Consider the following 13,881-nt stretch of genomic DNA (forward strand, 5'->3'; position numbering starts at 1 on the left):
CCACCCCGTCATTGCGAGGCACGAAGCAATCCCCGACTATGCATTCATTCATGCAAAGTCGGGGATTTGTCTTGATAACTGTTACTTGTCTCTTGCTTCTTTTCTTAGAATAATTCTAAATAAGATATAACGCTTGCAATAAGCATTATTAGCTTCACGTTTTGTATTTTTGCAAACCCTTTCAAGAAATAAAGTCGGCAAATGAAAAAAGGTTCAATATTTGGAATTATCGTTATCGCTATTGCAATAGCTGTTATTATATCTACTTACTCAAAATCAAGTACTTACGGTAGCTTTACTGATGCCAAACAAACCGGCACGCCCTTAGATGTAGTTGGGCATTTGAATAAGAAAAAGGAGTTGACTTACGATCCTACAAAGGATGCCAATTACTTTTCTTTTTTTATGACAGATAAACAAGGCAAAGAGTGTAAGGTGGTTTTCATCGGCTCAAAGCCACAGGATTTTGAACGCTCGGAGCAAATAGTGTTAACCGGCCAAATGGCAGGTAACGAGTTTCACGCTTCAAAAATATTAATGAAATGCCCTTCTAAATACACTCAAGATAAGATTGAGGTTACCGAATACAAGGCCAAACAGGCCGCTATTTAATTTTAATGGATACAGATTTTAAAGGCGAACACCTTTTCCCCGGCCACTTGGGCCAGCTATTTATCATACTTGCGTTTGGCTCGGCGCTGCTATCAACCATCAGCTACTATTTTGCAACGGTAAACAAAAACCCGTTAGATAAATCATGGCATAACCTGGGCCGCATTGGCTTTTGGCTAAACAGTATATCGGTTATCGGTATTGGATGTTGCTTGTTTTTTATTATCTACAATCATTATTTTGAGTACCATTACGCCTGGGCACACTCATCAAAAGCATTACCTGTTTACTATATCATTTCCAGCTACTGGGAAGGGCAGGAGGGGAGCTTCTGGCTGTGGGCATTTTGGCAAGCTGTATTAGGTAATGTGCTGATATGGAGAGCAAGATCATGGGAGAATAGCGTAATGACCATTGTTGGCCTATCGCAAACGCTGCTATCATCCATGCTCATCGGTGTTAATATATTTGGTACCCGTTTTGGCAGTTCTCCATTTATTTTGCTTCGCGAAGTTATAGATGGACCGATATTCAAATCACCAAACTATTTAAGTTTTGTTAAAGATGGCAACGGACTGAACCCCTTATTGCAAAACTATTGGATGGTAATACATCCGCCAACCTTGTTTTTAGGTTTTGCATCAATGGTGGTGCCGTTTGCTTACGCGGTAGCCGGTTTGTGGCAAAAACGCTATAAAGAATGGGTGCAGCCTGCCATCAGCTACTCGCTCTTTTCGGTGATGATATTGGGCACAGGTATTATCATGGGTTCGTTTTGGGCTTATGAGTCGCTTAACTTTAATGGTTTTTGGGCATGGGATCCGGTGGAGAATGCTTCGATCATCCCCTGGTTAACCCTGATAGGCGCGGTACACGTACTAATTGTTTACAAAAACTCCGGTCACGCATACTTTACGGCTACATTTTTAGTACTGATCAGCTTTGTGCTGGTACTTTACGCGTCATTCCTTACCCGCAGCGGTATCCTTGGCGAAACTTCGATACACGCGTTTACGGACTTAGGTATGTTTTGGCATTTGGTTGTTGATGTATTGATATTCCTGGCCATTGCGGCAACCTTGCTCATCATTCGCCGTAAAGAGTTGCCCATCTCAAAAAAAGAGGAAGAAACATATTCGCGAGAGTTTTGGATGTTTGTTGGTGCCTGCTTTTTAGGCTTATCATGTATGCAATTGGTGGTAGTTACCTCAATACCTGTTTGGAATGCAATATTTGGTACACATGCCGCCCCGCCAACAGATAAGATCAATTTTTATAATGTATTTCAAAGCGGCTTTGCTGTAATTGTTACTTTGCTGGCAGGCTTTAGCCAATTTTTAAAATACAAAAAAACCGAAAGTACGCGCTTTTTCATTACATCAATAGTTTACCTGGTATTTGCGGTTTTGGTAGGCGCATTGGTTATTTATGTAACCGGCATTTATAAAAGCCATTGGATATATGCCGTGCTGATGATAGCCGCCATTTACTCTGTATTGGCCAACGCCAAAATACTGGCCGAAGTGTTAAAAGGTAAAACCAAGCTTGCAGGCTCTGCAGTGGCGCATATTGGCTTTGGTTTGTTGCTGGTTGGCGCGGTTATAGCAGCGGGTACAAGCACGGTGGCATCTATTAATAACACCGGAGAGAACTTTAACCCTGAGTTTAATAAAACCAATAATCCGCGAGAAAACCTGATGCTCTATAAAAATGAGCCGGTGCAAATGGGCGATTACCTGATCACGTATATTGCCGATTCGATAGCGATGCCAAATCATTACTTTAAGGTTGATTATAAACTGATGGGTAAGGATGGTAAAGTAAAAGAAGAGTTTATTTTAAAACCTAACGCCCAGGCTAACAGTAAATTTGGGCTTGTTGCAACACCCGATACCCGCCATTACCTGTTTCATGACCTGTATACACACGTTAGCATGGCCAACATTAAGCTTGATGATGTGAAGCCAGACGAAGGCCACGAAGATACAAACGACGATAAAAGCTTTGATCCACCAGTACCACACGAGGTTGCTATAGGCGATACCATACGTTACCGCGATGGCCTGATTGTTTTAAAGGCGCTGAATGCAAATGCCAGGTTAGAGAATATTACCCTCGAAAAGAATGATGTATCAGTAGGGGCAAAGCTTGAAATTATATCGCATGGTAAAACTTATCAAAGCGAACCTATTTATATGATAAAAGGCGGTAATGGCTTTGATTTTGCACGTAAGGTGGAAGATTTGGGTATCAAACTTCGTTTTAGCAAAATACTGCCTAAAGACAATAAGGTAGAAATAACCGTTTATCAGCAACCCGAAAGTAAAAAGCCTTATATTGTATTAAAAGCCATAAATTTTCCTTGTATCAATTTCTTTTGGAGTGGTACTATTATTATGGTGATCGGTTTCTTATTATCTATTTTCAGGAGAAACAAAGAATTTAAAGCTGTTTAAACTAATAAAATTTCATTTTGTTTTTTTTAAATTTAAATATGACTTGTTAAAGATATTTGTATCTTTAACCGCCTGTTCGTTAGTATTATCCCCATAATATTAGTTTTATCTAAATTAAACCCATATGAAAAAAATCTTTACTTTAATTGTATTGGCCGCGCTGGTTAGCGCAAAAGCAAGTGCCCAAAACAGCAATGATGGCATTAACGACCTATTTAAAGGTGGCCCAGGTGACGTTAATAAGTTATTAAACGCTTACACTAACCCACTTTTCAAAGGCTTTGGAAACAGCTTAAACGGTGGTTGGACTAATACGGCCAAAACACTAAAAACATTGCGTTTTAACTTAAGAATAAGTGCTTCTGCAAGTATTGTACCTAACAGTGATAAAACTTATGATGTAGCTAAGCTGGGCTTGTCGTCAAACATTACGTCAAGCAGCCCATCAATTGCTCCTACTTTTGGTGGTGATAAGGACGCTGCTACTCCGTCAATAACCTATACAGATCAAACCACTGGTGGCAAATACACTACTGCTTTACCAAAGGGTGTTGTTCAATACATTCCAGCTCCGCAAGTACAGTTAACAGTTGGCTTAATAAAGAATACAGATGTATCATTACGCTTTATACCAACAACCAAATTAAGTGATGATATTGGATCTCTCGGTTTGTTTGGTATTGGATTAAAGCACAATTTTTCTGAAGACTTTGGTGCAGCCGGACATGTAATGCCTTTCGATTTGGCCCTGGCAATCGGCTATTCGCGATTGGATTACGAAAAACCAATGGATGTTAGAAAGGATGATAATGTGGTAATCCCGGGTCAATCACTACAAGGTCACTTTAGCGGTTGGAGTGCACAAGCTATATTATCTAAGAAATTATTGTTTTTCACACCGTTTGTTTCAGTAGGATATTTAGCGAGTTCAACAGATGTTGGTTTAAAAGGGAATTTTCCTTTTGTAACTGGTGTTAACTTTGCTACAAATAAACCAACTTATACTAATTATGCTGATCCTATTAGCATCAGTGGTTCGGCCGCAAGTACAAGTAGCATGCGTGCTGATGTTGGTTTTCAGGTAAGTTTATTCTTCCTGAAATTATACGGTTCATACAGCTTTGCTGAATATCAATCGGGTAACGTTGGTATTGGTTTAGGTTTCTAACAACAAGCAAAAACATATAAAAGCTCCCGATTAACACGGGGGCTTTTTTTGTTTCATTTTTTTCTGGAAACAAAGCGCAGATATAATTACTTTTGTTATCAAAACAAACAACGAGCTAACAATGAAACCATTTATCCCAACTACATTTTACGTACTGATACAGTATTTAGGCGGCCTTTTATTAATTACATCACCATGGGTGTTTGGTTTTGTTGATATAGGTGGCGCATCTTATTTTATCCCTGTTTTAATGGGTATCTTATTAATGCTTATCGCTGTTTTTAGCGATAGTAAATTAGGCATAGTACCTGTATTCCCAATGCAAATGAATTTGCTTTTGGCCATGTTTGCGGGCTTTTTATTATTGGTTGGCCCTGGTTTATACAGCTTTACATCAAAAGTACACTGGCCGCACCATTTGTTAGGCGCATTGTTCTTTTTGCTGGCAATATTTACACAAGGCTCGCCTTTTACAACCAAAACGCATGAGCAATTGCCTGAAGCCGGAATGACATCAACCGATGCGCATGAAGGCCGCCTGATGGTTTAATAAAATTTGAATTGAAAATAGAGAGAGTGCAATATCGAAAAGGTATTGCACTTTTTTAGTTTATGATAGTTTAGAGCAACAGGCTGTCAACCCTGTGGGCGTGTACAATATCTTCGCACTCCGACCATGCAAAGATGGTAAAACGCCCATCCTGCGAGGCCACCATCGCTATGGCATCGCGCTGATCAAAAACAAACTGCGCGGCCGATAGGTGTCTTGTGCCGCCATCCTGCCCCGGGTGGATAATACGGGGCTCAACACCAATTACAGGTTCGGTTACCATAATGCGTTCAATGCGCTGCCCTTTTGGCGAGCGGGTTATTTTAGCGCCAAAGGCCAGTAATTCATGCCTGTCGTTCATCAGGGTAGCTCCGTCAACCGCGGTTAAACCGGCCAGGTTTTCTACAGATCGGTTTAGTTCTTCCTGCCAGGTGCTCAGGTCATGGCGCGAAACTTCCTGGCTTAGCAGATCAGATAAGCCACAAAACTCGGGCGTAAGCTGATAGGTAATGGGAGATATGATAGATTCGCGCCAGTTATTATCATCTGATGGTACAATCAATAAGATACCGCCACGCCCATGCGCGCGCATTGCCACAGCTAACTGAACATGTATATTCATAGAGCGGTTCCATGATGAGGGATCGTTAAAACCTAATAATGAGGTAACCATTGCAGGGCAATCGGGTTTTTCATTTGATCGCTCATCAATAACTTTGATCTGGTCGCCCTTTAAAACAGCTACGTTTACAAATTTGCCAAAGCCTGATAAGCGACGGTGCTTTATCACCAGCAGCCCCGGCTCAATCACTTCGCAGATGAAACAAAAGCCGGGTACAAAGCGGGTGGTGCCCCAAATGTAAAGCTCATCGCCTGTATGCCAAACGCCGAGGTGTATGCCCTGGGTTTCAATAGCAGGGGCAAGTTTTACAATAATATCTGTAGTGAATTTTAGTCTTTTGCCAAATATGAGCGGTTGTGCCGATTTTTCGGGGGATAAAAAGGCAATAGATATTTTTGGGGAACGGCCTTCCTCCTTTCGTAAACTTGCCCAAAAGGCCACATCAATAATAGCCTCAATTAAATAAGCTTCGGGCAGGGGCGCAAAATCTTCATCAGTACTAACAATAGCCTGTAGCTGATGCGCAAAATGTGCCTCAATAGTTGATGCTACAATGCGGGCAGCCTGGTACGTAGGTTCTGATATCATATTAAAACATTATTATTTACGCGATGAAATAAATTTAGCTTAAATAATTATCAGAACAATGTGCAACATTAAAATATGGCGAAAATGTGTTATTCGCTGTAGCAGCAATACACCTTATTTATGAACGCTGAAATATTCCAGGCTATCATTAATGTTGTTGTTAAGCGCACCCACACCGTCATAAAATCCTTTAGATCGATCATGCTCTGATTGCCCCTTGGCGGCCAGGCTGCAATTTTTAACAGTGCTTTCAATATACGCCAGGTGGATGTCATTAAAAGTATGGGTGTCAACGTCCAGCAATTCATTGATCATTTTGCCAAACTCATGCGAATAGGTATTTAATTTTTTGCCTGCTTCATCATCATAAACTTTTAAAGCGGCTACCTTATGGTGAAGATCCACCAAATGGTCATTCAGTTGATTGTTCATGGCTCAATTATTTAATAGGTTTATAATCCTACAAGTAAGTTAGCCCTAATTTTGTTTGAATTATTTATGCTTATTTGATAACAGGCGTGCTTTTACCCGTTGAATCGGTTTTTTTAGCAGTGTATTTAGCGCTGTTTGAGCGCTCGGCTGTTCTGTAATCTACCAGGGCGCCTTCCACTTCAATATCGAATAAACTATAACCCCATAAGGAATCTTTATAGGCCATTAGTTTATGCTCTATGCGGTTTTGTTCTTTTTGGATATCAGCCGGCGCTGTAGCATAATCTTTTATGCGGTTGCCCATCGGGTTTGATTCTTCAAATATTTTTGAACTGAAACGGCGCTGTAAAAAAACATCATCCATACTCATGGCTGTTTTCTTATTTAACGTATCAATTTCCATAGTAACCAATACTTTTCTGAACTGGCTGAACCTGAACCAGCATAAAGGTTGCGAACCCAGGCTATCGCCGCTGCTGAGGTTTAATTTTAACAGTGGTGCTATACCTACAATGCGTGTAATTACCCGCGATCGTACTTTATCAAAGTAAACGTCTTCCTTTATACGGAAACCGCTTACTTTATCGGGCGTAAAGTTATTTGCCTTTTGTATGCTGCCTGTTTTATTACCGTCCTTATCAAACTGGTCAACCAAAACGGTATCGGCCAATTGCGACATAATTTGCTGGTAGGTTAGCGGTGTTGAAAAAGAATCGCCGTTAGGGTTGGTGGGGGTGCCCGGTGTAGGGTCGTAAGCTGTAATTACACCGTTTTTTAAGGCTGCCAACGTTGCCTCAATAAGCGTTGCACCCGGCTGTATCATTATTTTATTTTGCGGATCGTTCAAATCAATATCGCGCCAGTAGCGATGATAAAATTTAACTTCCTTAATGTTTGATGCAGGCAGGGGGAAGGGTCTTGCTTTTGATAAGTTGATGGATTGCTTTAAGGAAATACTTTTAATGGAATCTCGTTTAAAAGCAGCCAATTCAGTTGAGTCGGGACCATAATAAGCGGTAATTTGGGCTACTACAGCCAAGCAATTTCCAAATACGATGAAAATGATAAGAAATAACAGCTTCTTCATCTTTCAATCAATGCCTTTTTCGAGTTTAATTTAAGTTAGATTAGTAAAAGCAGGCTATTAAAAACCATACTTAAATGATATAACCATATTTTATTTTCTAAAAGTACATATTTTTTTCCTGAAAAATCAAATTGATATTAATTACTGTACTTGTGTTAATAAATTTACATAAAAAGCCTCAAATAATAGGCTTGTTCATAATTTTATAATAGAAAATGCCACCCAAAGCATATAATGGCACATTAAGGTAATCGGTAGTATATGTTGGGAAGAAATGAGGGATAACAATTTCAAATATCAAAGTGGCATACACGAAAATAAAAATAACCTGGCCGGCCGATAAGCGGTATAAGTTAGTTTTAAAAACAAACACCCGCATAACCCACAAGGCTGCTGTTGCTGTTACAGGAATAGCAATAATTGCAGTAAAGTAGTTATTTGCATAATAAGGCAAAGGGTAATGTACCTTTCTTAGTACCAGTATGCAAATTCCAACAATACAACCAATAATAAACCAGGGGTTGATCAGTGTTTTCAAAAAAAATATTAAATAAAGTGAGGGCAGCGATTGTCACTAAAAGATAGAAAAATTAATCAGGAAAGGAATAATTTTCACACTGCAATAATACCTAATAAAAATAGTATAAATGTTATTATTGCAAAAAAAACAACCTGAGCATAAGTTGTTATTGTTCTAATGTATTGTAATATTAATTTTACCCGGGCGATAGCATTATTATCTGTCGCTTTAATAAATAAAGGGTCTTTTTGCGCTTCCATTCTATTCATCCTCCTTTTTTAATTTGTGTAATTACAAGCGGTAATTTATTGCCGCATTTTGCACTACGTCTTTTATCAGCTTCAATAATGCCGTATTATAGCAATTGGAGCCACTTATGTTTAATAAAAGCGTTCAAATTTTTTAGGTAGCAAAAAATCCATACTTTTAATCACAAGTATGAGTAACAAAAATAACAAAAAAATAATTAGATCATGGGCCATGTTTGACTGGGCAAACTCAGCTTATAACCTCGTTATCACTTCTACCATCTTTCCGGCATACTATGTAATTATTACCACTAACGCGGCTACTAAAGATAAGGTTGCCTTTTTTGGGCATTATTTTATAAATACTGCCTTATCTGATTATGTTTTGGCCGCGGCTTACATGCTCATTGTATTGCTGCTGCCCATACTCACATCGATAGCTGATTACCGGGGGAATAAAAAAGCATTTATGATGTTTTTTACCTGGATGGGATCGCTGGCATGTTGCGGCTTATTTTATTTTGATATTAACCACCTCGAGTTTGGTATCATTTGCTTTGGCCTTGCCGCTATTGGTTATAGCGGCGGCTTTGTATTTTATAACTCGTACCTGCCCGAAATAGCCACCTTAGATAAGCAGGATAGTGTAAGCGCAAAAGGTTTTACTTTTGGTTATATAGGTAGTGTTATTTTACAATTGATATGCTTTGTATTTGTGCTGTCGCCCAAAACATTTGGCATAACCGATGGCAGCTTTCCCGCAAGGTTATCATTTTTATTGGTGGGTATCTGGTGGATAGGCTTTGCTTATATACCCTTTATGGTATTGCCTAAAGGCAGCCCTAACTCAGTAGCGCACAATCATCATATTATAAAAGGTGGTTTTATTGAGTTGAGAACTGTATTTAACAAGGTTAAAAACATGCCTTTGCTAAAGCGCTATTTGCCCGCTTTCTTTTTTTATTCAATGGGGGTGCAAACCATTATGCTGGTAGCTACGGGGTTTGGCGCCAAAATTTTGCACCTGCCAACATCGGGCCTGATATCTATTATATTAATTATACAGTTAGTAGCCATAGGTGGTGCTAACCTCATGTCAAAACTATCATCAAAGTATGGCAATATACAGGTACTGGCCGGGGTAGTTGTAGTTTGGATATTTGCCTGCATAGCGGCTTACTTTATCACCAATGCCACACAGTTTTATTTGCTGGCCGTTGTTGTGGGTTTAATAATGGGGGGTATACAATCATTATCGCGTTCTACCTACTCAAAATATCTGCCGCAAGATATCCCCGATACGGCATCATTTTTTAGTTTTTATGATGTTACCGAAAAATTGGCCATTGTTGCCGGTTTATTGATCTTTGGGTACATCGAAGAGCTTACGGGCAGCATGCGCAACTCTACCCTGGCCTTATGTGGCTTTTTTATTGTAGGATTAATTTTGTTACTTTCTTTGCTTAAGGTAGAGAAGAAAGACGGTAATTTTTCTCAATTTAGCGATGTTAACCGTACCGCATGAAAATTGAGTTATTTATACCTTGTTTTATTGATCAGTTATATCCGCAAACTGCTTTTAATACGGTTAAAGTTTTAGAAAAAGCAGGTTGCGATGTTATATATAATCCCGAGCAAACCTGTTGCGGGCAACCTGCCTTTAATGCCGGTTTTTGGGATGAGGCTAAGGAAACAGGAAGTAAATTTTTAAATGATTTTTCCGAGAACCGTTATATTGTTTCGCCGTCGGCATCATGCACCGGTATGGTGAAGAACTATTATAATGACCTGTTTACCAATACGGCAGTGCATAATAAATGCAGGGCCATACAAGGCAATATCCACGAGTTATCCGATTTTTTGGTTAACGTTATTAAACGCGACTACTTTGGTGCAGAGCTGGAGGGGCGTGCCGTTTACCACGATAGCTGTGCAGGCTTGCGTGAGTGCAAAATTAAAGAGGAGCCGAGGCAATTACTGTCCAAAGTGCTTGGGCTCGACCTGGTGGAGCTAAAGCAGGGCGAAACCTGTTGTGGCTTTGGCGGTACCTTTGCTGTTAAGTTTGATGCCATATCAAGCGCTATGGCGCAGCAAAAGGTAGAGTATGCGCTGGAAGCTGAGGCCGATTACATCATATCCACAGATGCATCGTGCCTGTTACACTTGCAGGGCTATATCGATAAAAATAATATCCCTTTAAAGACCATGCACCTTGCCGATGTACTGGCCAGTGGCTGGGGGAATATTTAATGTGCAGATGTGCGAGTGCAGCTGTTCAAATAATACCGGATTTCTAATAAAGCAAGTATTCCCCAAAACTTACAGGTTCAAGCTTCCCGCTCAAAAAGAGTCTTTCAAAAAACGTAACTATTCAAAACAGGCTATCTATATAATGTAGTCAATTCCGCTGTAAAAACCAAATAGCTTAATCACATCTTCCCTGTCACCAGCATGTTACGTTAAAAATTGTTAAATAATTTTGATAATTACGAATTGTTCGTAGTTTTACGAAATAATCGTAATTGTTATGGAGAAATTATCAATACAGGAGGAAGAGGCCATGCAGGCGGTGTGGCAAACGGGCCAGGGTTTTATTAAAGATTTCCTCGATCAGATCAATGAGCCTAAGCCACCCTACACTACTTTGGCATCCACTATTAAAAATTTGGAGCGTAAAGGCTTTTTAAAAAGCGAAAAAATAGGGAACACTTATCGCTATATGCCGGCCATAAAGGAGGAGGAATACAAAAAGCAATTTATGAGCGGTTTTGTTAACGATTATTTCCAAAACTCCTACAAAGACTTAGTCGCCTTTTTTGCCAGCGAAAAGAAAATTAGCGCAGCCGACCTGCAAGAGATCATCAAACTGATTGAAAAACCTTAACACTTACCACTATGCCAGCCATGTTTGTTTTTTTACTGAAAGTAAATATCGCACTGTTACTGTTTTGTGCGGGATATTACCTTGTACTCAGGCATCTCACGTTTTATACCCTCAACCGTATTTACCTGGTTGCGGCTATGCTGTTTGCTACGGTGTATCCTAATATCAATCTTGACGATTTTGCCCAACGCCACGAGCAATTGGCCCGCCCGGTGCAAATAGTAGTGTACAGCCTTGAAACACCCGCGCAAAACCTGGTTAAACCCCTTGCCCGGCCAGATTACTGGTATTGGGCAGAAGTAATATTCTGGATAGGGGTAACGCTATTGGCCTGCCGCTTACTGGTGCAGTTGTTATCAATGTATAAAATGTACCGTAACTCAACCCCTGCCAATATTCACGATCATGATGTGCGGGTGGTTAATGATAATATAGGTCCTTTCTCGTTCTGGAAGAGTATTTATATTAATCCCGCCAGGCACGATGCTGCCGATATGAAGGCCATTTTACTACATGAGCAGGTACACGTTAGCGAGTGGCATACCATTGATATCCTGTTAGCCGAACTGAGTACCATATTCTATTGGTTTAACCCTGGCGTTTGGCTAATGAAAAAGGCCGTTCGCGAAAACATCGAGTTTATAACTGATCGTAAAATATTGAAGAAAGGCATGGATAGCAAGGCGTATCAATACAGTTTAGTTAATGTGATCCTTACGCCTGCATCGCAAAGTATTGTAAATCATTTCAATTTATCAACCATTAAAAAACGAATTATCATGATGAATGCTAAAAGATCTTCGGCACTGAACTTGTCGCGGTACGTGTTGTTAGTGCCGGTTGTTGTTGCGTTGTTACTGGTGTTTACGGTATCTAAAGCCGAGTTAACCAGCGTAACCAAAAGCAGCGCTAAAATTTTAAAAGCGCTGAAATCAGAAGTGGGCAAAATTACCTTTAATGAAGCGGGTACCCGCAAAAACATACAACTGTTAAATGCGGTTAGCCACGCCTATATTCAAACGGACACATCGCATCAAAACATATTGACCCTTGCTGATACGGCGAAGAAAACTTTAACCGAATTACCCATATACATTAATGGTGTAAAGTCTGGCCAGAAAGGCTTGGCTGATGTTAACCCCGAGGATATATTGAAAATGATAGTTTACAGAGATCCTAAAATAAAAAACGATGATCCCGAAAAAAGTGGCTATATATCTGTTATTACCAAAGGTAACGAGGACTCGGAACCGGTAAAAGCATTTAACGAAAAAATGCACAAGCAATATGGTGTTACCATAATGAACAGCATTACCAATTTTGTGTGGAATGATGGTAAACCAACAGGAATAACAAATATTAAACTTAATGGTGTTAAAGTGGATAACATGATTGCCGTAAAATCTCTTACAGGACTGAATATAGCTAAGGTGAATGGTGTAGTAATTACAGGGGATAAATTAAGCAGGTTTAAGGTAAATGGCGATACAGTTTACAATAAACTTGATGAAGTGGTGGTAGTTGGGCACGGCAAAAATGATACGCTGAGAGGGATAGCTAAAATGAAACTGACCGGCGTAGCAATAGATATGCATGGTGTAAAAAGCAAAGACTCATTGTTGCGTGCCATGACGGGTTACAAAGTGAGTGCTGATGGCACGGTGACGAATGTAAATTATGGTTCAAAAGTTATAAGTGTAAAAACAGTTCCGGGTTACAGGTTAGCAAGTACTCCGATCAGCTTTACTGATAAACTCGTGATTATTGACGGGAGGGAAGCATCGCAAAAGGATCTGAAGAAGCTATCGGCTGATAAAATTCAAACGGTAAATAACCTGGGGCCTGCCGAAGCCGAAAAGAAATACGGCGATAAAGCTAAAAGCGGCGCAATACTGATCACCACTAAAAACTAAACCAATAAGCGGCATAATTATGAAAAAATACATTGGCGCATTTACCTTACTTATAAGTTGCGCTATAGCCAATGCGCAGAAACTACCTAATGTGCAAACAGCAAGCATACCTGCACCCACCGGTATAAAAGTTGATGGCAAGCCTACCGAGTGGGCTAACGGCTTGCAGGCACTTAACCATGCCACGGGTATTTATTATACCATTGCTAATGATGCGGAAAACCTTTATCTAATAGTTCAGGGAACCGATGTGCATACTGTTGAAAAGATCATATCAGGCGGTGTAACGTTCACTATTAAAAACTCAGATAAAAAGAACAATGCCCAACCTGCAGCAATAACGTTCCCGTTTATTTTACCTAAAGACAGGTTCCCGATAGTTCAAGCCATAAAGGATAAAAACGAAAATACTCCGTTTAACCAGGATGAACTGAACAAGCAACTCGCAAGTGCCGAAAAGGAAATTGATGTAAGAGGAATAAAAGAGATACAGGATACCGTGATATCTGTTTACAACGACGCCGGAATAATTGCCGTTACCCGGATAGATAGTAAAAAAGTACTCACTTACGAGTTAAGTATCCCGTTAAAATACCTTCAACAAAATATCGATAATGCGTCAAAGCTTAGCTACAATATTAGATTAAATCCACCCCGCACAATTTCGAGGGCGGGCATGGGTATGGTAATGGTAGTTGGTGTAAGCAGTATACGCAGAGATTCACCCGCAGATAGTGATTTTCAAGATCTGATGAATGCGACAGATTTTTCGGGAACCTATGTGTTGGCGAAGAAATAAGT

Annotated in this window: 14 protein-coding genes; 9 read left to right on the forward strand and 5 right to left on the reverse strand. The window is 39.9% G+C overall.

Annotated elements, in window-relative coordinates:
* The first annotated feature begins 201 nt into the window (after nucleotides 1-201).
* The 4 genes from KXQ82_RS05225 (at nucleotide 202) to KXQ82_RS05240 (ending at nucleotide 4,786) form a co-directional block, all read left to right on the forward strand.
* Entirely contained in the window at nucleotides 202-612 is a 411-nt protein-coding gene (locus KXQ82_RS05225) for a cytochrome c maturation protein CcmE domain-containing protein (RefSeq protein WP_219487102.1), read from the forward strand.
* Between the two features lie 5 nt (nucleotides 613-617).
* Nucleotides 618-3,068 carry a cytochrome c biogenesis protein CcsA gene (gene ccsA, locus KXQ82_RS05230; RefSeq protein ID WP_219487103.1) on the forward strand — a complete coding sequence of 817 codons (2,451 nt, stop codon included), beginning with the start codon at nucleotides 618-620 and terminating at the stop codon, nucleotides 3,066-3,068.
* A gap of 124 nt (nucleotides 3,069-3,192) precedes the next feature.
* Complete coding sequence (locus tag KXQ82_RS05235) at nucleotides 3,193-4,236, forward strand: DUF6588 family protein (RefSeq protein WP_219487104.1); 1,044 nt, start codon at nucleotides 3,193-3,195, stop codon at nucleotides 4,234-4,236.
* Between the two features lie 121 nt (nucleotides 4,237-4,357).
* Complete coding sequence (locus KXQ82_RS05240; RefSeq protein ID WP_219487105.1) at nucleotides 4,358-4,786, forward strand: SPW repeat domain-containing protein; 429 nt, start codon at nucleotides 4,358-4,360, stop codon at nucleotides 4,784-4,786.
* 70 nt (nucleotides 4,787-4,856) lie between these two features.
* Here KXQ82_RS05240 and KXQ82_RS05245 read toward each other — a convergent pair whose 3' ends face one another.
* From KXQ82_RS05245 to KXQ82_RS05265, 5 genes are all read right to left on the reverse strand, one after another.
* Nucleotides 4,857-5,996 (reverse strand): putative sensor domain DACNV-containing protein, encoded by a 1,140-nt coding sequence (locus KXQ82_RS05245; protein WP_219487106.1) that lies wholly within the window; start codon nucleotides 5,994-5,996, stop codon nucleotides 4,857-4,859.
* Nucleotides 5,997-6,110: 114 nt separating this feature from the next.
* The gene (locus KXQ82_RS05250; protein ID WP_219487107.1) at nucleotides 6,111-6,428 is read right to left on the reverse strand and encodes a hypothetical protein; all 318 of its coding nucleotides are present in this window, start codon (nucleotides 6,426-6,428) and stop codon (nucleotides 6,111-6,113) included.
* A 70-nt stretch (nucleotides 6,429-6,498) separates the two neighbouring features.
* Entirely contained in the window at nucleotides 6,499-7,515 is a 1,017-nt protein-coding gene (porN, locus tag KXQ82_RS05255) for a type IX secretion system ring subunit PorN/GldN (protein ID WP_219487108.1), read from the reverse strand.
* Nucleotides 7,516-7,693: 178 nt separating this feature from the next.
* A complete protein-coding gene (locus KXQ82_RS05260) occupies nucleotides 7,694-8,053 on the reverse strand; it encodes a hypothetical protein (RefSeq protein WP_219487109.1) in 360 nt (119 codons plus the stop codon).
* A 74-nt stretch (nucleotides 8,054-8,127) separates the two neighbouring features.
* Entirely contained in the window at nucleotides 8,128-8,295 is a 168-nt protein-coding gene (locus tag KXQ82_RS05265; protein ID WP_219487110.1) for a hypothetical protein, read from the reverse strand.
* A gap of 178 nt (nucleotides 8,296-8,473) precedes the next feature.
* Between KXQ82_RS05265 and KXQ82_RS05270 the strand changes: the two genes are divergently transcribed.
* The 5 genes from KXQ82_RS05270 (at nucleotide 8,474) to KXQ82_RS05290 (ending at nucleotide 13,879) form a co-directional block, all read left to right on the forward strand.
* Nucleotides 8,474-9,808, forward strand: coding sequence for an MFS transporter (locus KXQ82_RS05270; RefSeq protein ID WP_219487111.1), 1,335 nt, complete (start codon nucleotides 8,474-8,476; stop codon nucleotides 9,806-9,808).
* Nucleotides 9,805-10,533 (forward strand): (Fe-S)-binding protein, encoded by a 729-nt coding sequence (locus tag KXQ82_RS05275; RefSeq protein ID WP_219487112.1) that lies wholly within the window; start codon nucleotides 9,805-9,807, stop codon nucleotides 10,531-10,533. Before KXQ82_RS05270 ends, KXQ82_RS05275 begins: the two co-directional genes overlap by 4 nt.
* 277 nt (nucleotides 10,534-10,810) lie before the next feature.
* On the forward strand, nucleotides 10,811-11,167 hold the full coding sequence (locus KXQ82_RS05280) for a BlaI/MecI/CopY family transcriptional regulator (RefSeq protein WP_219487113.1): 357 nt from the start codon (nucleotides 10,811-10,813) through the stop codon (nucleotides 11,165-11,167).
* Nucleotides 11,168-11,178: 11 nt separating this feature from the next.
* A complete protein-coding gene (locus KXQ82_RS05285) occupies nucleotides 11,179-13,080 on the forward strand; it encodes a M56 family metallopeptidase (protein ID WP_219487114.1) in 1,902 nt (633 codons plus the stop codon).
* A 19-nt stretch (nucleotides 13,081-13,099) separates the two neighbouring features.
* Nucleotides 13,100-13,879 (forward strand): nucleoside/nucleotide kinase family protein, encoded by a 780-nt coding sequence (locus tag KXQ82_RS05290; protein ID WP_219487115.1) that lies wholly within the window; start codon nucleotides 13,100-13,102, stop codon nucleotides 13,877-13,879.
* Nucleotides 13,880-13,881 lie beyond the last annotated feature (2 nt).

Origin of the sequence: Mucilaginibacter rivuli, from assembly GCF_019391655.1 — a bacterium.
Taxonomy (GTDB): Bacteria; Bacteroidota; Bacteroidia; order Sphingobacteriales; family Sphingobacteriaceae; genus Mucilaginibacter; species Mucilaginibacter rivuli.